This window comes from Paraburkholderia caffeinilytica, from assembly GCF_046030355.1.
GTDB lineage: Bacteria > Pseudomonadota > Gammaproteobacteria > Burkholderiales > Burkholderiaceae > Paraburkholderia > Paraburkholderia caffeinilytica_B.
Window position 1 is genome coordinate 205,924 of the sequence record NZ_JAQQCQ010000001.1, and the last position, 23,496, is coordinate 229,419.

Annotated in this window: 20 protein-coding genes; 7 read left to right on the forward strand and 13 right to left on the reverse strand. The window is 63.0% G+C overall.

What is annotated here, in order from left to right:
- The first annotated feature begins 351 nt into the window (after positions 1 to 351).
- The 4 genes from ada to PQQ95_RS00915 all read left to right on the forward strand — a co-directional run bounded on the left by ada (position 352) and on the right by PQQ95_RS00915 (position 5,136).
- Positions 352 to 1,527 (forward strand): bifunctional DNA-binding transcriptional regulator/O6-methylguanine-DNA methyltransferase Ada, encoded by a 1,176-nt coding sequence (ada, locus tag PQQ95_RS00900; RefSeq protein WP_408433780.1) that lies wholly within the window; start codon positions 352 to 354, stop codon positions 1,525 to 1,527.
- Positions 1,524 to 2,441 carry a DNA-3-methyladenine glycosylase family protein gene (locus PQQ95_RS00905; RefSeq protein WP_408433783.1) on the forward strand — a complete coding sequence of 306 codons (918 nt, stop codon included), beginning with the start codon at positions 1,524 to 1,526 and terminating at the stop codon, positions 2,439 to 2,441. Before ada ends, PQQ95_RS00905 begins: the two co-directional genes overlap by 4 nt.
- A gap of 239 nt (positions 2,442 to 2,680) precedes the next feature.
- The gene (gene gshA, locus PQQ95_RS00910) at positions 2,681 to 4,297 is read left to right on the forward strand and encodes a glutamate--cysteine ligase (protein ID WP_408433786.1); all 1,617 of its coding nucleotides are present in this window, start codon (positions 2,681 to 2,683) and stop codon (positions 4,295 to 4,297) included.
- Positions 4,298 to 4,635: 338 nt separating this feature from the next.
- Positions 4,636 to 5,136 carry a hypothetical protein gene (locus PQQ95_RS00915; RefSeq protein ID WP_408433789.1) on the forward strand — a complete coding sequence of 167 codons (501 nt, stop codon included), beginning with the start codon at positions 4,636 to 4,638 and terminating at the stop codon, positions 5,134 to 5,136.
- A gap of 466 nt (positions 5,137 to 5,602) precedes the next feature.
- On the opposite strand, the gene PQQ95_RS00920 is transcribed toward PQQ95_RS00915, so the two are convergent.
- On the reverse strand, positions 5,603 to 7,165 hold the full coding sequence (locus PQQ95_RS00920) for a DHA2 family efflux MFS transporter permease subunit (protein ID WP_408433792.1): 1,563 nt from the start codon (positions 7,163 to 7,165) through the stop codon (positions 5,603 to 5,605).
- A gap of 135 nt (positions 7,166 to 7,300) precedes the next feature.
- Positions 7,301 to 7,843, reverse strand: coding sequence for a MarR family winged helix-turn-helix transcriptional regulator (locus PQQ95_RS00925; protein ID WP_408433795.1), 543 nt, complete (start codon positions 7,841 to 7,843; stop codon positions 7,301 to 7,303).
- 252 nt (positions 7,844 to 8,095) lie between these two features.
- Here PQQ95_RS00925 and PQQ95_RS00930 point away from each other — a divergent pair, with 252 nt between their 5' ends.
- Together PQQ95_RS00930 and PQQ95_RS00935 are read left to right on the forward strand one after the other, a co-directional pair.
- Positions 8,096 to 8,455, forward strand: a complete 360-nt coding sequence (locus tag PQQ95_RS00930; protein ID WP_408433798.1) for a hypothetical protein — start codon at positions 8,096 to 8,098, stop codon at positions 8,453 to 8,455.
- A 247-nt stretch (positions 8,456 to 8,702) separates the two neighbouring features.
- The gene (locus tag PQQ95_RS00935) at positions 8,703 to 10,274 is read left to right on the forward strand and encodes an efflux transporter outer membrane subunit (protein ID WP_408433801.1); all 1,572 of its coding nucleotides are present in this window, start codon (positions 8,703 to 8,705) and stop codon (positions 10,272 to 10,274) included.
- Positions 10,275 to 10,424: 150 nt separating this feature from the next.
- On the opposite strand, the gene PQQ95_RS00940 is transcribed toward PQQ95_RS00935, so the two are convergent.
- The 8 genes from PQQ95_RS00940 to gspG all read right to left on the reverse strand — a co-directional run bounded on the left by PQQ95_RS00940 (position 10,425) and on the right by gspG (position 17,250).
- Complete coding sequence (locus PQQ95_RS00940; protein WP_408433804.1) at positions 10,425 to 11,204, reverse strand: type II secretion system protein N; 780 nt, start codon at positions 11,202 to 11,204, stop codon at positions 10,425 to 10,427.
- A gap of 22 nt (positions 11,205 to 11,226) precedes the next feature.
- Complete coding sequence (locus tag PQQ95_RS00945; protein ID WP_408433806.1) at positions 11,227 to 11,730, reverse strand: type II secretion system protein M; 504 nt, start codon at positions 11,728 to 11,730, stop codon at positions 11,227 to 11,229.
- Positions 11,727 to 13,148: a type II secretion system protein GspL gene (gspL, locus tag PQQ95_RS00950; RefSeq protein WP_408433809.1), complete on the reverse strand. Its 1,422-nt coding sequence runs from the start codon at positions 13,146 to 13,148 to the stop codon at positions 11,727 to 11,729. The genes PQQ95_RS00945 and gspL overlap by 4 nt, the downstream gene beginning before the upstream one ends.
- Before the next feature lie 28 nt (positions 13,149 to 13,176).
- Positions 13,177 to 14,538 carry a type II secretion system minor pseudopilin GspK gene (gspK, locus tag PQQ95_RS00955; RefSeq protein WP_408434533.1) on the reverse strand — a complete coding sequence of 454 codons (1,362 nt, stop codon included), beginning with the start codon at positions 14,536 to 14,538 and terminating at the stop codon, positions 13,177 to 13,179.
- A gap of 565 nt (positions 14,539 to 15,103) precedes the next feature.
- Positions 15,104 to 15,781 (reverse strand): PulJ/GspJ family protein, encoded by a 678-nt coding sequence (locus PQQ95_RS00960; RefSeq protein WP_408433811.1) that lies wholly within the window; start codon positions 15,779 to 15,781, stop codon positions 15,104 to 15,106.
- Complete coding sequence (gene gspI, locus PQQ95_RS00965; RefSeq protein WP_408433813.1) at positions 15,759 to 16,175, reverse strand: type II secretion system minor pseudopilin GspI; 417 nt, start codon at positions 16,173 to 16,175, stop codon at positions 15,759 to 15,761. The genes PQQ95_RS00960 and gspI overlap by 23 nt, the downstream gene beginning before the upstream one ends.
- Before the next feature lies 1 nt (position 16,176).
- The gene (locus PQQ95_RS00970) at positions 16,177 to 16,755 is read right to left on the reverse strand and encodes a GspH/FimT family pseudopilin (protein WP_408433816.1); all 579 of its coding nucleotides are present in this window, start codon (positions 16,753 to 16,755) and stop codon (positions 16,177 to 16,179) included.
- 30 nt (positions 16,756 to 16,785) lie between these two features.
- Positions 16,786 to 17,250, reverse strand: coding sequence for a type II secretion system major pseudopilin GspG (gene gspG, locus PQQ95_RS00975; RefSeq protein WP_408433818.1), 465 nt, complete (start codon positions 17,248 to 17,250; stop codon positions 16,786 to 16,788).
- Between the two features lie 258 nt (positions 17,251 to 17,508).
- On the opposite strand from gspG, the gene PQQ95_RS00980 reads away from it, so the two are divergent.
- Positions 17,509 to 17,922, forward strand: a complete 414-nt coding sequence (locus PQQ95_RS00980; protein ID WP_200565611.1) for a type II secretion system protein N — start codon at positions 17,509 to 17,511, stop codon at positions 17,920 to 17,922.
- A 214-nt stretch (positions 17,923 to 18,136) separates the two neighbouring features.
- On the opposite strand, the gene gspF is transcribed toward PQQ95_RS00980, so the two are convergent.
- From gspF to gspD, 3 genes are read right to left on the reverse strand one after another with little or no spacing between them, the layout of a single operon-like run.
- Complete coding sequence (gene gspF / locus PQQ95_RS00985; protein WP_408433822.1) at positions 18,137 to 19,354, reverse strand: type II secretion system inner membrane protein GspF; 1,218 nt, start codon at positions 19,352 to 19,354, stop codon at positions 18,137 to 18,139.
- 4 nt (positions 19,355 to 19,358) lie between these two features.
- Positions 19,359 to 20,939: a type II secretion system ATPase GspE gene (gspE, locus tag PQQ95_RS00990; RefSeq protein WP_408433825.1), complete on the reverse strand. Its 1,581-nt coding sequence runs from the start codon at positions 20,937 to 20,939 to the stop codon at positions 19,359 to 19,361.
- A complete protein-coding gene (gene gspD, locus PQQ95_RS00995; protein WP_408433828.1) occupies positions 20,936 to 23,314 on the reverse strand; it encodes a type II secretion system secretin GspD in 2,379 nt (792 codons plus the stop codon). Before gspD ends, gspE begins: the two co-directional genes overlap by 4 nt.
- Between the last annotated feature and the right edge of the window lie 182 nt (positions 23,315 to 23,496).

Below are 23,496 nucleotides of genomic sequence, written 5' to 3' on the forward strand. Positions count from 1 at the left end.
GGTGAATAGCCACCAGTGTAGGAGAAAGGAGGGCGCCGCGAGAGCGGGCGAGGAATCGGCCAGAAACATTCAGACGAAAAAAAGCCCGCTCTATGTGGAGCGGGCTGAATCCATATCAGGAGGAGACATGGAGGAGACAGGTACTAATATACACACGGGGTTGATGCGACGCAATAACTTTTTAAGGGAAAACCCGATATCGTGCCAAATTGTCGCAGTTTACGGCGAAACGAGCGCCTGGCGGGGCTTCCGACCTACGAGGAAGTGCAATGACAGAGCAAGAACCGGAGCGTAGTGTGTTGGCATGCGGCCTACATTGGTGAGCATCGACACCGACTTTCCGGGACCATCATGAACCGCACCGACCGTACTGAGACCGTCAGCGAAACCGCCGTCGGCACCGACCACTGGGCCACCGACGCCGAACGCTGGGAAGCCATCAGCCGGCGCGAGCCGCAGGCCGACGGCGCGTTCTTCTACGCCGTCAAAACGACCGGCGTGTTCTGCCGCCCGTCGTGCGCGTCGCGCCAGCCGCGCCGCGAAAACGTCGCGTTCTTCACCGATGCAGACGCCGCGCGCGCCGCGGGCTACCGTGATTGCAAGCGTTGCCAGCCCGGCGGGCTGCCGCGCGAGCTGGAGATCGTCAATCGCGCGTGTGCCGCATTGGATGCCGATCCGCAGCAACGCCTCACACTCGCGCAATTGAGCGATGCGGTGCACGTCAGTCCGTTTCACCTGCAGCGCCTGTTCAAGCGCGTGGTGGGTGTGTCGCCGCGACAGTATCAGGCCGCGCAGCGCGGCGCCGCGTTGCGCGATGCACTGCAGAGCGGGGCGGACGTGACGCGCGCCACGCTCGATGCCGGCTTCGGCTCGCCATCGCGCATGTACGACAGCGCGTCGGCCGAATTGGGCATGGCGCCATCCGCGTTTCGCCGCAAAGGCGCCGGGCTCACCGTGCGCTACGCCAGCGCGCCGACCTCGCTCGGCTTCGTGCTGATCGCGGCAACCGACAAAGGCATCTGCAAAATCGGCTTCGGCGACGATGCCGCGCTACTCGCCGACGATCTGCGCGGCGAGTTCGCCAACGCCGAACTGGTCGAAGACGCGGCGCGGCTCGCACCGTTCATCGCGCAGATCGACGCCTATCTGCACGGCACGCGTCAGGACTTCGATCTGCCGCTGGATATCGCCGCGACCGCGTTCCGGCAACGTGTATGGGATGCGTTGCGGCGCATTCCCTACGGCGAGACGCGCAGCTATTCCCAGATTGCGGAAGCGGTCGGCTCACCCCGGGCCGTGCGCGCGGTGGCGAGCGCGTGCGCGACGAATCCGGTCGCGTTGGCGATTCCTTGTCATCGGGTCGTGCAGAAGGGGGGCGCGCTGGCGGGATATCGCTGGGGCCTGCCGCGCAAGGCTGCACTGCTCGAGAACGAAGCCCAGCACGCAGGCGATATTTCGCACGATGAACCCAATCGCCGCGAACACACGGCCATCGCAACCACCACCAACCTGGACCATGCCGCGTGAGCACGCTTGACGACGTCGCCATCCTCGAACTGCCCTTCAAGCCGCCCTTCGACTGGCCGCGCCTGCTGCGCTTTTTCGGCGGCCGCGCGACACCCGGCGTCGAAGCCGTGGAAAACGGCGCCTATCGTCGCGCGATCGATTGGGCCGGTGACAGCGGCACGCTGACCGTGCGCCTGCATCCTCGCAAGCGTTGCATCGTGGCGAATATCGACGGTCCCGCGAGCCGTCATGCCGACGCACTTGCCGTGCCGATTGCGAGGATGTTCGACCTGCAGGCCGACCCAAAGAAGATCGGCGCCGAACTGGCCGCCGACCCATGGCTCGCGCCGCTGATCGAAGCCGTGCCGGGCTTGCGCGTGCCCGGCGCATGGTCGGGCTTCGAGCTGGTGGTGCGCGCGATCGTCGGACAGCAAGTCAGCGTGAAGGCGGCGACCACCATCATCGGACGACTGGTGCAGCGTGCCGGCGAACGCATCGAAGGTCATCCGCATGAGAACACCGCGTGGCGCTTTCCAACGCCCGCCGCGCTCGCGGCGGTGGATCTGGAGAAGATCGGCATGCCGGGTAAACGCGTAGCGGCGTTGCAAGGCTTCGCGCAGGCAGTCGCTTCAGGCGAAGTGCCGCTCGACAGCGGTATCGCCGACGCCGACAGCCTGCGCGCGGCGTTGCTGGCACGGCCTGGCATCGGCCCATGGACAGTCGAATATGTGGCGATGCGCGCATGGCGTGATGCCGACGCCTGGCCCGCATGGGACCTCGTGCTGATGCAGTCGATCTGCGCGCGCGACCCCTCGCTCGTGCGGCCCACGCAGCAACGCGCCCGCACCGACGCGTGGCGGCCGTGGCGCGCGTATGCGGCCATGCATCTGTGGAACGAGGTGGCAGATCGGGCCGGCGCTGCGCGCGGCGGCTGAGGTGTCGCGTGTCAAGCGCATGAAGGGGAGTGTAGCGAGGCACAGGGCATGCTGCTTCCCGCTGAAATCAGGCCGGGTTGTATCGTCCGAGGGCCCGCCGAAGCAGCCTCAAGCAGCCGTCGTGGCGAGATGTTAAAGTGCCCGCTACCCGAAAATTCCGCCGAACGTTGTCGACCGCGCAGTACTGCCTGTATGCAGTGAAGCGGCACATGGCGGCCGACAACGCCCGACTCGCATCAATGCCAAACACGACACCTTCCCGCACGAACGACACGTTCTCGCACCGCCTGTCCCTGCTGACCACAGGCCCGCAGCGCGACGCGCTGATACGCGGCCTGCGCGGCATCGAAAAGGAAAGTCTGCGCGTGACGCCCGACGGCAAGCTCACCATGACGCCGCATCCGCGCGCGCTCGGCTCGGCGCTCACGCATCCGTCGCTCACCACCGACTATTCCGAAGCGCTGCTCGAACTGATCACGCCGGCGGAACACGACGTCGCGATCACGCTCGAGAAACTCGATACGCTGCATCGTTTCGTCTACGCCGAACTCGGTAACGAGATCTTGTGGAACAACTCGATGCCGGGCCTGCTCCCTGACACGGACGAGGGCATTCCGATCGCGCATTACGGCACGTCGAACATCGGCAAGCTGAAGTACGTGTACCGCATTGGCCTCGCGCTCCGCTACGGCCGCACCATGCAGTGCATTGCGGGCATTCACTACAACTATTCGCTGAACGAAGAAGTGTGGCGGGTGTTGCATGCCGACCAGCAATCCACGGCAACCGCCGTCGATTTCCAGTCCGAGCGTTACCTCGCGCTGATCCGCAATTTCCGCCGCACCAACTGGCTGTTGATGTACCTGTTCGGCGCATCGCCGGCACTGGATCGCCGGTTCCTGCGCGATCGCCAGCACACGCTGGAAACCTTCGATGCCGACACGCTGTATCGCCCGTACGCGACCAGTTTGCGCATGAGCGACCTCGGCTACTCGAACACCACCGCGCAAGCCGCGCTGCACGCCGACTACGACACGCTGCCGGGCTATCTCGACGCGCTCGCGAAGGCCGTGAGCCAGCCGTATCCTGCGTATGAAGCGATTGGCACCCAGCGCGACGGCGAGTGGGTGCAGATCAATACGAACGTGCTGCAGATCGAAAACGAGTTCTATTCGACAATCCGTCCGAAGCGCGTCACGCATCCAGGCGAGCGTCCGCTGCATGCGCTGGCTGCGCGTGGCGTGCAATATGTCGAAGTGCGCTGCATGGACATCGATCCGTTCGAACCGAGCGGCATTTCGCTGGAGACGTCGCGTTTTCTCGACGCCTACCTGCTGGTCTGCGCGCTCGACGACAGCGCGCCGCTGCCGCCGGATGCGTATGCGGAGGCGAATCAGAACTTCGGCCGCGTAACGCTGGAAGGCCGCAAACCGGGCCTCGAACTGACGCGCGACGGCACGCCGATCACCATGACGGATTGGTCGAACGAATTGCTCGTCAAGATCGACGCCGCCGCGGCAACGCTCGACGCGCTGCATGGCGGCGACTCGCACGCACGCGCCGTGGTGGTTCAGCGGGCGAAACTGGCAGATGCATCGCTCACGCCATCTGCGCGCGTATTACAGACGATGCGCGACAAGCAGCAGAGTTTCCTCGCGTTTGGCCTCGAGCAAAGCGAAGCGCACGCCGCCTATTTCCGCGCGCGTCCGCTGGACGCTGCGCAGACGAAGGAATTCGCCGACCTAGCTGCACAGTCGCTCGCCGAGCAAGCCAAGCTTGAACGGGAAGAGGTCGGTTCATTCGACGCATTCGTCGCGGCCTACCGGGCGTACACACTGAATCGGTTTAGCGTCTAAACGACGAGCGCAGGTAACGCTGAAAAAAGCGGCCCTGAGAACCCCTAAGAACCGATGCCGTTCAGTTACCACTGAACGGCATTTTTATTTGTGAAGCAGCAAGCGGCCTGAGTGAACGGCTCCTTAGAGGTTGAATCGGGGTCCAACTTTCGGGGTGCATTTCATAGCGGGCCGCTTTTTATTGCGCACAGGTAACGTCTACGCAACGCGATGCTGGACGTCGAGCCCTATCGGCAAAATCTCCATTCATTTAGCCATTCGCCAATGCGTATGAAACACCGTACCGATGATGCGGTCCAACTTAGACGACACGCTCCAGAGAGGGAGGCTTCAACGTGATGAAAAAAGGTCTGTTGGCCGTATTATGCGTAGCGGCGGCGGGGTGTTCGACGCAAGGGCAGGTGAACCCGGACGTGATGCAGATCGCGACGACGCCGTTGACGTGTTCGAGCAAAGCCGAGTGTGACGTCTGGTGGCAGCGTGCTCAAACGTGGGTAGCGAGCCATTCGAAGTACAAGATCGAGTCTGCGACTGACACGCTGATTCAGACATCGGGACCGGACGGCGGCAAGCGAGCGCTGGCATACCAGATCACGCGCACCGCGAACCCGGACGGCACGGCAACGATTGGTTTCGCCGCGCATTGCGATGGCTCAATGGGTTGCAAACCCAACCCATGGGAGGCGGGCGCCGACTTCAAGGAATACGTACGAGGCAATACGGCGAGCGCACCGGAGAGCGATGCAAGACCATCCCAACCTGCGCCAACCGCGATGCACCCGAACGCATTACAGGGACAATCGATCCCAGGAACAAGTGGCGAAGCGGTAACACAGTAGGAAGGGAAAAAGCGGCAACGCAGTCAGCGACAAACCGGTTCGCGATCCTCTCGAGGATCGCGTGACGAGATACCACCTGGAGGACGATCTGATCGGCTTTAAGCACAAAGAACCAGACACTCCCCCAACGGCGCAAAAGCACAACGAAGCTTTTAAGAAGAACGCTTCGGCGCGCGCAGCGTCGCCGGAAGAATGACAGCCTTGTCACGAGCGCGGAGTGTGCGAGAGCACGGATTCCAGATGCACCACTACCGCAACTGCGCGAGGGACCCGCTTAAGAATTAGCGGTGTGAGCTGCTTTCTTTTGCCTACTTTTCTTTGCAGCAGGCAAAGAAAAGTAGGTGCCCGCCCCGCACAGGGGCAACGCTAATAGACCAATAACAAATCAAGAAAAGGCACCGTGCGAGGAGCACAAACATAAAACCCAAGCACCCCAAAAAAAACCACCGCCGAAGGCAAAAAAACTTCAATGCCCCATAGAAGGCCCAACCCCCTTCCTGGGCTTAGTAACCCAAACAAGCACAGCCAACACAAGAAACGCCGCACAAGAAATACGGAAAAAATCATTAGTGGCCATCATATAAGCCTGCGCGGTAACGACCTGATTCAGTTGAGCGGTAAGACTATCCCCAGAGAGCCCAAGACTACCCAACGCATTGGTATAAGCATTGGTATTAGCCGCATAGACATTCACCGAATCGGTCAACATCGCATGATGATAAATCGTGTCATTTTCCCAGTAAGTCGTACTGATAGCCGTCCCAATCGCCCCAGACAACGTCCGAAAAAAGTTCGACAACCCGGACGCACTGGCAAGCCGCTCATCCGACACGCTGGACAGCGTAATAGTCGTCATCGGCACAAAGAAACAGGCCACTCCAATCCCCTGCACCAGCCGTGGCCAGATCACATGATTGAACGGCACATCGAGCGTAAAAGTCGAGTTCCAGAACGACACGAACGCAAACACGATGAACGCAAAGCTGGCCACCACACGCAAATTCAACCGATGCATATTCTTGCCGATCATCGGCGACAAAAACAGCGCGAGAATACCGACCGGCGCCGTCGCCAGACCGGCAAGCCCAGCGGTGTACCCCATCACTGTCTGCAGCCAGAGCGGGAAAATCACCACTGACCCGAAGAACGCCATAAACCCGAACGAAATAATCACCACGCCGAGCGCGAAGTTACGATCCTTGAACAACGAAAGATCGACAACCGGTTCCTTATCCGTCATCTCCCACACCAGCAGGAACGCAATCGACACCACCGCGATAATCGCCAGCGTGATGATGAACGTCGAATTGAACCAGTCGCGATCCTTGCCGAGGTCGAGCACCATCTGCAGGCACGACACGCCGATCACGAGCAGCGCGAGGCCGACCGCATCGATACGCTGCTTGGTAACCTTGGTTTCGCGGCCACGCAGCAGCAGGAACGCGCACACCGCCGAGAACAAACCGATCGGCACGTTGATGTAGAAGATCCACGGCCACGTGTAGTTGTCGGTGATATAGCCGCCCATCACGGGCCCGAAAATCGGCGCGCAAATCACGGTCATCGCCCAGAGGCCGAGCGCGAGCCCGCGCTTTTCCGGTGGATACGAGCGCATCAAAATCGTCTGCGAAAGCGGGACCATCGGCCCGGAGACGAGCCCTTGCACGAGCCGGAACGCGATCAGCGATTCGAAGTTGTGCGCGAAGCCGCACAGCGCCGAGGCGATCGTGAAAAGCAGAACGGACAGCGTGAACAGCCGCACCTCCCCGACGCGCCGCGCCAGCCAACCGGTCAACGGCACCGCGATCGCCGAGGCAACGGAATACGATGAGATGACCCACGTACCCTGACTGGTCGCCACGCCGAGACTGCCGGAAATAGTCGGCACAGCGACGTTCGCGATCGATGTGTCGAGCACTTCCATGAACGTGCCGAGCGCGAGACCGACGGTGAGCAACGCCAGCGCCCCGCCTTTGAGTGGAGCGAGTTCGGGAGCGGGTAGGGCGTCGGCAGAAGCCGTGGCAGCCATGTATGTTTCTCCTCAGCCGGGAAAGCTTGTCGCGGCAGCTTTATCGCGCCCTTCAAATGGAGCGCTTACATGCCGGATCACCCTCTGCCCAGACAGATATTCTCAAACGATGGCGCATTCAAAAGCGCCTCTTGGTTACTGCCCGCCGTGACCTGGCGGTGGTTCTTCCGGTGAGTCGTCCGGGGAGTCCGGCGGCGGTCCGACACCGCAACATGCGCTTGCTCCCTCGCCAATACCGTTCGCAATGAAACGACCGAGCAGGTCGAGCAGGGCAGCGTGGTCCGCTGCGGAAAATCCGCGCAACTGCTCGTTCAATACGGCCGCGCCCAGACTGGGCAATTGCCGCGCCGCTTCGTGACCCTGCGGCGTCAACTCCAGCTTGACCATCCGGCGGTCGGCGTCGCTACGAGTGCGCAAGATAAAGCCTTTCTTTTCAAGGCGATCGAGCAGACGCGTCATCGATCCACTGTCATATGACATGACGCGCGACAACTCGAACGGCGTGCTCGCGCGTTGCGCGGATAGCACCAGAATCACGCCAATCTGCTGGGCGGTCAGTCCCAACGGTTTGACCGCACGATCCATCCGCTCGACCAGCACGTTTCGCGCTTTCGTCAGGTAATAGCCAAGACTCGATTCGAGGTGAATCTCGTCCGCGTTGTAGGGGCCGTCGGTCATCGTGTATCCGGGAACATCGTCAAGCAGAACGGATTCTAGCTGCCTAAGCAGACAAGTCAAATTTCATTTGGCGTCGTGCGAACAGCGCAAAAAACAACACCGCAACTGCGCGTGGAGCAAAGTATCTTGAAATTTAATTGCATAGTCAATATTATTGTAGGCAACGAGTTACGCGCGACCCGCGCCACCCGAGACCATGTTCTGACCGATTGCCTGCACGTCGCAATGGCGCCGTGCGAAAAGGATTCCCCGATGCTGTACCTCAAAAACACCCTTGGCGGCTTGAGCCGCTCCCTGACCGATTCCGCGCTGAACAGCTTTCAAGGGCCGCATCGCTGGTGGAAACTGGCGTTGTTCGCCGCGCTGTTCGTGCTGCCCGGTGGATCGGTAGGCGTCGCGGTGCTGGCATGGGTGGAACATCGGCGAGGGCAGAAGGGGACGCAGGCCGCGCCAGCGGAATCGGTGGGATCGGCCATTGCGGCAGGGGGCGTCGTCGCTACGGCCCCTGCAACAAGCCCGGCGGGTGCTTGCCCGGCACGCTCAGGCGCGCCGTGCCGGGCTGCGGCTGGCAAGTTGGCCCGGCAGCCTGCGTCATCGGATTCGCGGGTTTAATTCGCTTCTCGTCAAACCGTCCTGGTTGCTGTGCGGTGCTCTTCTGTCACCTAACGCAACCAGAGCGGTAACAGCACGTAACCATCCCGACACGCTAAGTAACACACCTCCGCCTTCCCCCGCATTACCCTTTCGGTTTCCCGCGCCCAAGCGGCCCCATACGCTAACATTCCGGCAGAGCCATGATCTCGCCCGGCCGGAAGTGCCGCCCTTGACCGCACTGAGGCGTCCAGAAGGAATCCATTGCATGCAGTTTGAACGAATCTCGCGCGCGCGGACGCTTGCGCCGCGCGCCCTGACTATCGCGGTAACCGCGGCCCTCGCCACCTTGCTGGCCGGTTGCGTGGTCGGTCCCGACTACAAGCGGCCCGCGGCCGAGATCCCCGCTTCCTACAAGGAAGCCGCGCCCGGCTGGAAAGTCGCCCAGCCGGCCGATCAGCACGACCGCGGCGACTGGTGGACCATTTACGAAGACCCGCAACTCAACGCGCTCGAAGACAAGTTGAACGCGTCGAACCAGACGATCGCCCAATTTGCCGCTGCCTATCGCCAGGCACGCGCCCTGGTTGGCGAAGCACGCGCGGCGTATTTCCCGACCGTCGGTGCGTCGGCGGGCGCCACACGCTCCGGCAACGGTTCGGCGTCCAGTGGCAACTCGACCATCGCGTCGAGCCGCTCCGGCGTCAATAACAGCTTCAATGTACAGCTCGACGCAAGCTGGGAGCCGGATCTGTGGGGCTCGGTCACACGTTCAGTCAATTCGCAGAAAGCCGGCCAGCAGGGGGCCGCCGCCGATCTGGCGAATGCGCGCCTGTCAGCCCAGGCCACGCTCGCGCAAACCTATTTCTCGTTGCGCGCGCTCGACTCCACCCAGAAACTGCTCGACGACACCGTCGCGGCCTATCAGCGCTCGCTGCAACTCACGCAGAACCAGTACGCAGCCGGCGTCGCCGCGCGCTCGGATGTGATTCAGGCGCAAACGCAGTTGCAATCGGCCCAGGCGGCCGCGATCGACAACGGCGTGCAGCGCGCGCAGGACGAGCACGCGATTGCCGTACTCGTCGGCGAACCGGCCTCGACCTTCTCGGTTCCGCCGATGCCGCTCACCGCCACGCCGCCCGCCGTGCCCGCGCAAATGCCGTCGGCGCTGCTCGAGCGGCGCCCGGATATCGCATCGGCTGAGCGCAAGGCGGCAGCGGCGAACGAACAGATCGGCGTCGCAATCGCCGCGTTCTTCCCGTCGCTGACACTATCGGCCACGGGCGGTTTCGAAAATTCGGTGTTCTCGCAATTGCTGACCGCGCCGTCGCGGTTCTGGACGCTCGGCCCGCAACTGGCCGGCACGATTTTCGACGCCGGTTTACGCGAGGCAAAGACCGAAGCCGCTCGCGCTGCCTACGACCAGAACGTCGCAACGTATCGTCAAACGATTCTGGCAGCGTTCCAGGACGTCGAGGACAATCTCGCCTCGCAGCGCATCCTTGAACAGGAAATCGTCGTGCAACGGCAGGCGGTGGATTCAGCGCGTCAGGCGCTGGCCATCGTTACGAATGAATACAAGGCGGGTACGGTCGGCTACGTCAACGTGCTGACCGCGCAGACTACCGCCTTCACGGCTGAGCAGAAGCTGGAGAACATCGCCGGGCAGCGGATGGTGTCGTCGGTGGGTCTGGTGAAGGCGCTCGGCGGCGGCTGGGATGCGTCGCAAATGAACCGCGAAACCGGCGATATGGCGGCGCCGCAACCGGCAGCGTCGGCGACGCCGGTGGCGCCCGTGGCGCAAAGCGGAGCCGCGCCGCAACCGTCGCAGAGCAACTAGGCGCGCGATTCGTCAAAGCAAAGCAATGCAAAAGAGGCACGGCCGCGAAATGCAGCCATGCCTCTTTTTTCAGCTCATCCAATCGCATTGATTCGCGCGGCGGACGCCGGCGCGAATCGTGTCCGCCACGTCAACCACAACGCGTACCCCTCAGTGCACGAACGTCAACGCGACCGTATCCGGTCCGCTCGGCCGGCCTAGCAGATTCAGCAATCCCGCGAGGTTGTCGCGCGCTTCCGGGGCTGCGCCAGCTGTCCCATGAAACGAGGTCGAGCCGGCCGACACCGTGCCATTGCCGGTCAGCATCAGCGGCCCCTTGAGCGTCGTCAGATCCAGCGTGGACGACACACCTTGCGCCTGGAACAGCAGCCGGTAAGAACCCAACGGCTTGACCAGCGAGACGCGCGAACTGACATCGTTCAGCGTCACGGTCAGCTGACCGAACGCTTCCTGATTGAAGGTGCGCCAATCGGACCATGCGAGACGCACGTCGCCTTGCAGATCGAGCGTATTGAAAGGCGCGCCAAGGCCGCTCAGCAACGAAGCCGGCACCGCCATCGCACCCGGCGTAATGGTCGCGCTGCGCGGCGTCGCATCGACGGTGACCGGGTCGGGCATCGCTTCGCTGTGCCGCATGATCATCCGCACGCGGCCGGTGAAAAGCGGCCAGAACGCCGTGCGCCATTCGATCCGCCCCGGCAGCAGCGTCGCCGCGCTCATGTCGGAACCGGCGGCGAGCATCAGCGTGGCCGAGCCGTGCCACAGCGAGCCGGCCGGATCGACGAGATTGATGTGACCACGGGTCTGTTTGGCGAACTGCGGCGTAATCCACGCGGCCGGCAGCAATGTGAGCATCATGGCCGCGCTCGCCAGCACCGCGACCGCCAGCCAGGGTAGCGCGGCGCGCAGGCGCCGCATCCAGTAAGTCATGCGAGATCCTGTAACGGCGCGGTCATTTCGCGGTGGACGGCTGCAACGACACCGTCAGATCCACCTGACCGTCCTCCTTGAGCGCGGTCACGTGCGCCTCGGCAACCTGCACCTTGAACTGCTTGCGCGCGTCGTCGACCCAGGCTGTCCACGCGGGGAAGGCCACGTTCTTCATCTGGATCTGCACCATGTTGCCGATCACCTGCACCTGGGTCGCGGCCAGGCCGTGATCGCCGAGCGAGGCAGTGAGCGCGTCCTTCAGCGCCGCGCCGGTTGGCGCGACGCCTTGAGCCGCTGCGGAAAGCTGGCGCGCTTCATTCGACTGAGCGGTCATCTGCGCCAGCTGGCGCTGCAAGGTGGGCAGCGATTCACGCAGATGCGCGCGGCCATCCTGCGCCGGCGCCCATAGCACCGACCACGCGATCACCACGGCCAGCACCCCGCCGCCCCATGCCAGCAGTGTTTTTTCGCGTTCGGTGCGCTGGTCCCAGAATCCAGCCCAGCTTTGGGCAAGTTCAGCTTTCATTGTCCGTTCCTGATGGTCCACTTGCCGGTATTGCTGTCGATCGCGCCAGTCAGACCATTGCGTGCGAGGCGCTTGGCGAAATCGGCATCGAGTTTCACCTCGGGTTTGAAGGTCACATCGAGCCGCCGGTCGTGGTAATCGAGCGCGGCAATGCCATTGACCGGCACCGGCGCCAACGAACGCGCCAGGCCATCGGCGAGCGACAGAAAATCGTCCGGTGACAACTCGCCCGCCGCCACCCGCAACTGTTGCAACTGGCGCGACATCTGGTCGGGCGCATCGAGCACGACCGTCGTCTTGGGGAAGGTGTTGAGGAGCAGCTCGGTCATCTGCGTGTTGATCGCGTCGCGCTGACGCGCGAGCATCAGCCACTGCACGTTCGCGCCGATAATCGCGACCACCAGCGCGCCGACCGCCAGCGCGACCGGCAGGCGCAGACGCCGCAGCGTCGCGCGATCGAGTCGCCACGGCTGCGAGGCAAATTCGAACTGACACAGGTCGAAGCGGCACTCCAGTGCGCGGCGCGCGAGTTGCTCGAACGGCAACGGGCTCGCGCCATGGATATGGGCCGCGAGCTTCGCCGGGCTGGTTGCCGCAAGACTCGGCTCGTTGCCGGGCACCTCGGTCAGCATGTACAGCGAAATCGGTGCCGCGCCGGCGAGCGCGCTGAGCGTCGCGTTCACCGCACTAGCCGGCACCGCCAGCCCTTCGCCTTGCACGCCGCGCGCGATAGCCAGTTCGACGCGCGGCGCACCGCTGACCACCGCGCTTTCGACCGCACTCCCAAGCAGCGATGCGGGCGCGGTCTGGACGACGGCGCCGAGCACGGCCGCCACCATCGGCACGACCGATGCGACGCCAGGCGCCACCACCGGCGCCACGCCCGGCAGCGACGTTGCCACGCCCACCGAGCCCGCCATAACCGGCTCGCCTGCGTTGACCATTTCCGCGACTTCGGCGGGTGTATCGAGCGCGACCGCCTGCGGCAGACAGCGCGTGACCGGCACCGCACGCACGCTGCGATGGCCGGCGGCGGCAAAGGCCTCGCAGATGAAGCGGAACCAGCCGCGATCGATGATCGCGAGCAACTGCCGGCCGCCCGCGACCGGTTGCGGATCGACGGCGATGTGACAGGTTTGCGGGTCCTGGATCAGTTGATCCTCGACGATATTCGGCAACGCCTGACGCAACCGCGGACCGCGCAAGGGCGGCAGCTTGGCGGGCATCATCAGCAGGTCGCGGGCGGCGACCATCAGCACCGTCGACGTAGCGCGCGGCAGCAGCGCGAGCGCCGAGCGGCCCGCGCGTTGGGCGCGGCCCGACTTGTCGAGCAACACGAACGGCAACTCCGGCAGTTGCCATTCCTGCGATGGCACCGCCGGATCACGCGGCGGCAGTAGGACGATCAGTGTGCTCAAAGGCCACTCTCTCTGGGAAAGGCGTTATTCATAGTTGGTCTTGTACTCGCACGATACGCGTAGTGTGAGTCAATGCGTCGCGATAGACGAGCGTCGTGCGGTCCACTTCCGCGCGTTCGTGCTGCACGCGGCCGTGAATCAGAAAGTAGCTCGTGTTGACATCCATTTCATTCGGATCGATCGCGAGCGACTGGACGCCGGCGCCACGCAAGGCGAGTTGCACATCGCCGACGTTACGGAAAAACACGGTCTGCCGGCGCGCAACGAAGGCTTGCGCGGCGGACAGGTTCATTCCCGGCACGATTGCCGCGATCACTTCGGCGGAGGCCGTATTCATGTTGACGGCCGACACCGTCGGCAGCACGGTGACGAACGGCCGCAAGCGCGCGATCATTTCCGGCGTATAGCCGGGGATATCGAGCAGCGAATCGACGCTGGTCATTTGCAGCGGCGCGACCGCCGCGTTGTCGTCGCCGTCTTCGATACCGGGTTTGTCGGTGAAGCTGCCGCTCGTGGCGCCGCCGCCTGCGGTGATCGGGGCCGCCGTCGAACCCGCGGCGGACGTGACGGTCTGGAACCGGGTCGCAGATTGAGCGAGGCTCGCGCGCATCTGCACGGCGGTGTTCTTTGCCAGTTGGCTATTCACGCCGAGGGATACCAGCAGGCGCTGGTAGGCGCCGATCTGCTCCGTGTTGATCTGCATGACGCCCGGCGCGGGGCTCGAGACCAGATTGCGGAGGTTGAATTTCGCCTGGGCGTCTTCGATTGAACCGGAGAGGTAGGTCGCCTGACCTTGCTCGGCTCTGACCTCGCCAATTTGCCCGAGGAAATCCGACAGGCGTGTTTTGGCGATGGGGACGCCCCATAGGCCACCCAGGTAGGTGATGCCGGCTGAGGTGTCGCCCTCTGAGCGGAGGATCAGGCGCGTCCAGTCCAGCGCGCCACGGGCGACCCATTGTGCCTGGGAGAGGAGGCGCTGGTTTTCTATCCTTCGGATTTGGACTTGCTGGCGCCAGAGCATGCCCGATACCAGGATCGCTGATAGTGCGACTACTAGTAGGGCGCTGATGATTGCGGCTCCGTGTTGGGTTGGGTGCGCGGTGCTTGGGTGTTTGCCTACGGCGTTGGGGGTTTTTTGGCTTGTTTGCCTCGTGCCCGGCCCTTTTGGCTGGGTGCTTCTGGTGTTGGCCTTTCCTTGTTTTGCTTTTGGTTTATTTGCGTTCCCCCTGTGCGGGGGGGCACCTACTTTTCTTTGCCTGCTGCAAAGAAAAGTAGGCAAAAGAAAGCAGCTCAAACCGCTAATGCTAAGCGGGAACCGTAGCCCAGAACCGGCAGTGGCTCCGTGGAATCCGTGCCCTCGCACATTCTGCGCTAGTGACAAAGGCGTCATTCTTCCGGCGGCGCTACGCGCGCCGAAACCTACTTCAGAAAACCAGGGGTCTAATTTTTTTGCAGCGGGAGCCGTCGGCTTCGCCTCGGCGACGTGCCTCATTCGTGGGTGGCGAGTTGTACGGGCACGCGGCGTAAAAGGCAGCCATTGCGAGTGACGTGGGACCAACTGGACCACTGGTTCGTTGAATTGCTCTTCCGGCGAGCACGCCGTGCGAGACGGGAGGTATGACTGCCTTGTCGCTGATGCTGAATGTGCGAGAGCACGGATTCCAGATGCACCACTGCCCTGTGGGAACCGCGGTTCCCGCTTAGCATTAGCGGTTTGAGCCGCTTTCTTTTGCCTACTTTTCTTTGCGGCTGCAAAGAAAAGTAGGTGCCTGCCCCGCACAGGGGCGACGCTAATAAACCAATAAGAAAACAAGGAAAGGCCAACACCCCAAGCGTACAAACCAAATCGCCAGGCACCAGACAAAGCACAAACCAAAAGCCCCACCCGCCCGGGGACGGGCACAGGCAAAGGCAAAGGCAAAGCGCGTCGCGGAGACAAAAAACAAACCCTCATTTCATTCTCCGACGAGAAAAACCCGCGTAACAGGCCGCGCCAACGACTTCCCCCCAACACTCACTTCCAGCCCAGTCACCGACCGCGGCAGCGGAGCATTCCCCAGCTGGGGCACCTTCAAATTATTATCGTTCTCCGTAATCGCACTCTGCACATCCTTCATCTGCGTGGTCCAACCAACCTTTGGCACATAAAGACGTGCAGAAATAGCACCGACGCCTCCCATCAAAGGGATCGCCGTCCAGCCTTCTCCCTCACCACCGCGCAGCGCACTCCGCAACTCGCCCACATTCCCCAACGGCGGTGACGCGTACCGCACCACGCGCCCCTCGGACACGCGATACCTCACCACCTGCAAACGCGGCGCCGTCCCCGGCAATACCGTCTCCCGCACGATCTGCAATCCGCTGCCGCTGACCGACATAGCCGCCTGTCCGGATTCATCATCCGATGCGGCCTGCCGTGCATCGATCCGCATCTGGTCGAATAGCTGCGCAAAGACGCGCTCGTCTTCCATCGCATTCGTGATCGTCTGCCGCCCACGGATGATCTGATCGAGCCCGCGCCACGACAACACGGCAATCACCGCCATGATCGCAATCGCGACCAGCAACTCGATCAGCGTGAAACCACGCGCGCCCGATCGGCCGCGGCGCTCAGAGCGAACGGTTGTTTTCATTCGCAACCACCGTGACCATCTGGGCAAGATTGCCGGAACGCCCAGGCATCGTCACCATCACTTCCACCCGACGAAACACCGGATTCGGCGTCGCGCTCACCTGCTCGGTACAGATCAACTCCAGATTGCCCTGCGAGCAGTCAAAGCTCGTCGAACCGATGTTCGGCCAGCCATGCGTCAGATGCAATTGCGCCAATGTATTGTCCGCGCTCCATCCCGCCAGTAACCGTCGATGCAGATCGGCCTCGCCGTTCGCCAAACTTCCCACCGCGCGCAACGACGCCGCCAACGCAATCGCGATGATCGCCAGCGCCACCAGCACTTCGATCATCGTAAAACCACGCTGCGCACCGCGGCCAAGTGCGCGTGCCCCCCGGTCCCTGCAACGACGCATCTCAGTGCACCTCATAGCGGCCATTGCCGGTGCCGACGATCGTCGCGCGCCCCGCCGCCGAAAACAGGGTGATCTGCACGGGCACGTCGATGGCTTCGGTGCCGAACACGACGCGGCTCGGGTGCGAGTCCGAGCCGGGGTAATCGATCGTGACGCCGGTCACGCCGCCTTCCCAGTTGCGTGGCCCAAGCAGGTCGTCACGCAACGGACGCCAGCCGTCTTCGGTACGCTGATCGAAACGGAAGCCGCCATCGAGCGGCTGCCAGGCGATCGGCCGCGCGCGTACCTGGGCTTCGTCACCGGCTGATTCGAACAGCAGCGCGAGACGCTGCGCTTCCTCGTTCAGATCGGTGCGCGGATTGCGGGTCATGGTCAGCGCGGTCAGCGATACCAGAATGCCGGCGATGACCAGCACCACCATCATTTCCAGCAACGTGAAACCGGCCGCACGCTTCGGGCGGCCTGCGCCGAAACCACGTGCGCCATGCGGGCCGCGCAAGCGCGCGCCAACGCACTCCGTGCCCGGCAGCGACGCCGTACACGGAGTGTCCACACAGGACTTGCAAGCGGACAGTCGCATAGTGCCGGCCACGAACGATGAACTACCTGTCTACTGCCACGACCCTACGTCGGCGTCGTTGCCTTCGCCACCCGCTTTACCGTCCGCGCCATAACTGAACACGTCAATCTCGCCATGCACGCCGGGGTTCAGATACTGATAGCTATTGCCCCACGGATCGTTCGGCAGACGTTCGAGGTAGCCGCCATCCTTCCAGTTGTTCGGCACGGGATCCGTGCCCGGTTTTTCGATCAGCGCGCGCAGGCCTTGCTCCTGAGTCGGATAACGGCCGTTGTCGAGACGGTAGAGTTTCAGCGCCTGCATCACGGTGCCGATGTCCTGCTTGGCGGCGACACGCCGCGCTTCATCCGGACGGCTCATGATTTTCGGCACGATCAACGCGGCCAGAATGCCCAGAATCGCGATCACGACCATGATTTCGATCAGCGTGAATCCGCGTTGACGACGGCTGCGCGGACCCGCGATTTCATGACGGCGAAGGGTCGACAGTTGCATAGCTTGCTACCTCTTTTCAGGTGAAATTTTCGATCGGGCAGGATTCGCGTGTCAGGCAATCTGGGTGCTATTAAACACGCCCGGCCGGTCATTTTAATGTCATGTTCTTGAAGGGTTAGAAAACACCGGGCCATCCAGGTTCCCGCTCCGCAAGAAGTCCACTTGGGGGATCACCGCCCTCGCGGACCAGGCGCCAAGCGCCAACTTAGGGGCACTTTCCCCCAACGCAATTTTCACAATAGTCCGTACAATATGCGCATGAACGCTATCCAAATCCGCCTTCTGTCGCTCGCGCTCTTCGCTGTGTTCTGCGCGACGCTGACCTACTGGGTCATCACGATCTCCACGACATCCGGCGCACCATTGCCCGCTGCCGCCGCGCATACGCAGGTTTCGACCGACCAGGCCGCTACGCTGTTCGGTGGCCAGCTCACCCGCAGCGCCAACCAGGACGTGCATCTGTTCGGCATCCTCGCTTTACGGGAAGGCGCCGCGGCCATCGTCAGCGTCGGCGGCGAACCGCCGCATGCGGTATCGCTCGGCAGCGCACTCATGCAAGGCGCCAAACTCTCCGAAGTCCGCGCCCGCTCGATCATCATCGACCGCAATGGCGCGCATTCCGAAGTATTCCTGCCTGCTAATCCAGCAGGTCCTACGATCTACGTGCGCTGAACTAGGCGTTCTGCCTGGCTTCAGCTGATTGCGCGGTTGCCGTCGTGGCCGCCTCACGGCTGCCATATGCGGCTGAAACCGTCATTACCGCAGCGACTGCCGCCGCAGGTATCACCGCAATCGTCATCGCACTTGCCGTAGCGGTTGCCACCGCAGTTGCCACCGCGGTTGCCACATTAGCCGCTGCAACCGCGCAACACAGCACTTCTCCGCCTTACTGCACTAGGTTGTTCAACTCGATGATCGGCAGCATCACCGCCAGCACGATCACCAGCACCACGCCACCCATCGCCAGAATCAGCAACGGTTCGAGCAGGCTCGTCAGGAACATCGTGCGACGCTCCAACTCGCGCGCTTCCCCGTCGGCCGCGCGGTCGAGCATGGTCGTCACGTCGCCGGTCGCTTCACCCGAACGGATCAGGTGAACCAGCACCGGCGGAAACGTCTTCGTATTGCCGAGCGCACGCGACAGGGACGTGCCTTCGCGCACACGCACGATGGCATCGTCGATGTTCTCGCGCATCGCGACGTTGCTGAGCGTTTCAGCTGCAGCCTGCAGCGCGCGCAGGATCGGCACGCCCGCCGCCGTCAGAATACCGAGCGTGCTGGCAAAGCGCACGGTGTTGTAGCCGCGCACGAGTTTGCCGAGCAGCGGGGCGGTCAACAGCCACCTGTCGAAAGCGAGGCGCGGGCCAGGCTGTTTCAGGACCGAACGCACCAGATACACCAGTACAACCACACCGATCAGCATTGCCCACCACCAGTGCCGCACAAAACCGGACAGCGCCATCATCATGATGGTGAGGATCGGCAGTTGCTGTTTGGTGCTGGCGAACACGTTCACCACTTGCGGCACCACGTAGCTCAGCAGAAACGTGACGATGCCGAATGCGATCAGCGTGACGATCGCAGGGTAGGTGAACGCGAGCACGATCTTCTGCTTGAGCGCGTTGCGCTGCTCGATGTAGTCGGCCAGACGCGAGAGCACCAGGCCGAGCTTGCCGGTATGTTCACCGGCGGCCACCAGGGCGCGATAGATCTCAGGGAAGTCTTTGGGATGCTGCGTCAACGCATTCGCGAGCGAATGACCACCGAGCACTTCGGCGCGAATCGACGCCATCAGCTCGCGGATGTAGTCGCGCTCCGATTGCTCGGTCAGCACTGATAGCGCTTCGTCGAGCGGCAGACCGGCGGTCAGCAGGCTGGCCAGTTGCCGCGTGAGAATGGCCTGCTCGCGTTGCGACAGACGGCGGCCCAGCGACAAGCGTTGATTGCGCTCGCCACGGGTGCGCGTCGCCGCCGGTTCGACGACGAGTGGGGTCAGCCCTTGCGAACGTAGATTGGTCCGCGCGCCGCGCGCGCTGTCCGCGTCGAGCACGCCTTTTTGCGCTTTGCCCGCTGCATCGATCGCTTCGAAACGAAATGCCGGCATGCGCTTATGCTCCGCCCGTCACGCGGATCACTTCTTCGAGCGACGTCAATCCGGAGGCGAGCCAGCGGTCCGCGTCTTCGCGCAATGTGCGCATGCCTTGTGCGCGGCCCGAAGCAAGAATGTCCGCATCGGATGCATTGCGGTGAACCAGCGCGCGGATTTCGTCGTCGATCAACAGCAGTTCGTAGACGCCGCGCCGTCCTGCATAGCCGGACTGCCCGCATTTGTCACAACCGACCGGATGCCAGCGCACGCTGCCATCCTCTTCGACGCGCTCTTCGCGGCACACCGGGCACAAGCGCCGCACCAACCGCTGCGCCAGCACACCAAGCAGCGACGACGCCAACAGATACGGCTCGACACCCATGTCGGTCAAACGGGTCACTGCGGATGCCGCATCGTTCGTGTGCAGCGTTGCCAGAACCAGGTGACCCGTCAGCGATGCCTGCACCGCGATTTGCGCGGTTTCCAGATCACGGATTTCACCGATCATGATGACGTCCGGGTCCTGCCGCAGAATCGAGCGCAGCGCCCGCGCGAAGGTCATGCCGATCCGCTCGTTGACCTGCGTCTGGCCGATGCCGGACAGGTCGTATTCGATCGGATCTTCGACCGTCATGATGTTCGTGGTCGCGGTCTCGAGGCGCGACATCGACGCGTACAGCGTGGTCGTCTTGCCCGAACCAGTCGGGCCGGTCACCAGCACGATGCCGTGCGGTTTGCCGATCAGCTTGTCGAACTTGCCGAGCGTGTCGGGCGCCATGCCGAGCGCTTCGAGGTTCAGGCGCGAGGCGTCCTTTTCCAGCAGACGCAGCACCGCGCGTTCGCCGTGGCCGGTAGGCAGCGTCGAGACACGCACGTCGACCGGACGTCCGCCGACACGCAGCGTGATACGGCCGTCCTGCGGCAGACGTTTCTCGGCAATGTCGAGCTGCGCCATGATCTTGATCCGCGAGATCAGCGCGCCGTGCAGAGCTTTTTTCGGTCGCACGACATCGCGCAACGTGCCGTCGACACGGAAGCGCACCACAGAAGATGTCTCGAACGGCTCGATGTGAATATCCGAGGCCTGTTCACGCGCCGCTTGCGTGAGCAGCGCGTTGATCATGCGGATGATCGGCGCGTCGTCTTCCGACTCCAGCAGATCCTCGATCTCGGGAATGTCCTGCATCAAACGCGACAGATCGACTTCGCCTTCCACTTCGCCGACCACCTGCGCCGCGCTGCCGTCCTGGCGCGCATACGCCTGGTTGATCGCGAGCGCGAGTTCATCGGCCGGAAGACGCACCACGGACAACGCGCCGAAATTGCGCGCGACTTCAGCAAGCGCCGCGTCACTCGTGCGTTCGCTGATCCAGACTTCGAGGCTGTCAGCGTGCTGATGCGCGACCAGAATCTGGCCGCTGCGGGCAAAGCCGTAGGGCACGAGGCGTGCCGCGACCGCCGACGGCGCGACGCGTTCGGCATGCTCCGCCACGACTGCGGGCGGGATCGCCGAGCCTTGTGCGGCTGCCTGCGTCGATGCGCCGGCTCGCGCCGCTGCGGACGATGCCGAAGCTGACGGCGGCGTGGACGGCGTGCTCACGGCTGCACTCCGGGCGACGCCGTGGGTACCGGGTTCGTCTGCACCGCGGCGCCATTCGTGGCGGGGTACGTCTGCTGCACGGTTCCACCATTGTTCATGACCGGATTCGTCGTCACAGCACCGCCATTCGTGACCGGCGCCGAAACTGGCGGCGGCATGAGCTGCTGACGACGCATCTTGTCGAGATCGAACAGATTCATCGCGGGCGAGCCGCCCTGACTCGGACCGATCGGCATCGGCGGAACCACCGGATCATCCTTATCCTTGATCAGGTTGTTGTCCGACTTGTACGCGCCCGTCACGCCTTGCACGTAGTCGTAACGGTTCGACGTCACGGCCTGTGCGGTATCGCGATCGGTGATGATCACAGGGCGCAGGAACACCATCAGGTTTGTCTTCTGACGCGTCTTCTGTTCCGAGCGGAACAGCTGCCCGATCCACGGAATATCGCCCAGCAGCGGCACCTTGCTGTTGCTGACCTGGTAGTTGTCCTGCATCAAACCGCCCAGTACGATGATCTCGCCGTTATCGGCAAGCACCGTCGACTGGATCGACCGTTTGGTGAACTGTGGGCCGGCCGGGTTGGTCGTCGCGTTGGTCGTACCCTGCACGATCGCCGAGTCTTCGGTGTAGAGCTGCAGCTTGAGAATTCCGCCGTCGGTGATCTGCGGTTTGATGTGCAGCGTCAGGCCGACATCGACACGGTCGTAAGTATTGAACGCGTTGCTCGTGGTGCCGCTCGTGAGGTTCGAATACGACCCCGTCTGGATAGGCACGTTCGTGCCGACGACGATCTTGGCTTCTTCGTTATCGAGCGTGATGAGGTTAGGCGTCGACAGCACGTTCGCGTCTGAGGTTTGCGACAACGCCTGCAGCAGCGCGCCGAGTCCCTGCACGCCAAAAATATTGTGAATCCAGCCGACATTGAGCCCCTGCTGAAGCGTCCCGCCACCGAGCGCTCCAGCGAGACCGGGGACCCCGGTTGCAGCGGCCGCCGCGGCCGAGGCCGTCAGGTTGATGATGCTGTTGCCGGAGCCGCCAGGCGCGGAAAGGTTGGTGCCGGCAAAGATCGAATTGTTTGCGACCTGCCACTGAATGCCGAGATTGGCGTTGGTATTCGAGTTCAGCTCGACGATCAGCGCCTCGATATAGACCTGCGCGCGCCGTGAGTCGAGTTGGTCGATCACCGCCCGCAGGTTGCGGTACACCGGCTCGGCAGCCGTAATGATCAGCGAATTGGTTGCAGCGTCCGCCTGGATCATGCCGCCGGGCTGATTGTCGTCGCTCTTGTCCTTGTCTCCGCCGAGCAAGCCGCCGGAACCGGATCCGCCGCTCGATCCATATCCACCGCCCCCGCTACCACCCATGGGTGACGACATCGAGCTGCTGTTGAGTCCGCCCGATGGCAGCGGCGGCGTACCCGACGTGCCCGTCGAATTGCTGCCCAGCCCGCCACCGCCATTCTGATTGAACGAGTTCGCTTCGCTCGAGCCACCCGAAGAGCCGGTATCGCCGCCTTTGCCGAGCATCCCGCGCAAGGTCTTCGCGAGCCTGCTTGCGTCCGCGTTGCGCAGCGCCACGACGTGAATGTTGCCGGGCATGGTGGTCGGCGCGTCGAGTTCCTTCGCCAGTTGCTTCGCGGCCGCGAGCCGGCCACCGTTCGATGCGCGAATCAGCAGCGAATTGGTACGCGGGTCGGCAGTGACCGACACCTTCAGCGTCGCGTCGGTGCTGCCGATCGCGCCGGGGTCGAGCATCTTGGTCAGCTGCGTGGCGATGTCGATCGCGTTAGCGTTCTTCAACTGCACGACCGCGACCGACTGACCCGCGGCCGTATCGACACCCGCGATGATCTGCGCGATACGCCGCACGTTGTCGGCGTAATCGGTCACGACAATCGAATTGTTGGCCGGGTAGGCCGCCACGGTATTGTTCGGCGAGATCAGCGGACGCAGCACCGGCAACAGATTGTTGGCTGATTCGTTCTTCAGCACGAACACCTGTGTGACCACCTGGTCGCCCCGCGCCACCGGGCTATTGCCGACGTAGGTCGGCACGCCTTGCAGCTTGGCATCGGCTTCGGGCACGACCTTCAGCACGCCGTGGTCCTGCACCAGCGCGAAGCCCTGCATCCGCAAGGCGGACTGCAAGGTCTTGAGCGCCTGATCTTCAGGCACTGCATTTTCCGACACGAGGTTCAACTGACCCTTCACACGCGGGTCGACGATGATCGTTTTTCCGGTCGCGGCGCCGATCGCCTTGGCCACCTGGTCGATATCGGCGTTCACGAAGTTGAGTGTCACCTGTGCCTGTGCTGTCTGCGCGGTGATCAATCCAGCCACCAGCAGCGCCGTTGCGACGCGACGCAATGCCATACGATTTCTTCTCATGGAATGTGGGATCGATGCCGACGGCCTCAGCCGCCGACGGTCATGCAGTGCGAACATTTGAGCAGGCCGCCGCCCTGTCGGTCTGCCAGCCAGCCTCACGGACGATCGGCGCCCCGGACGCCGGACATCCAATGCCCGAAAAAAATGAACAGTAACAGTTTTTCATG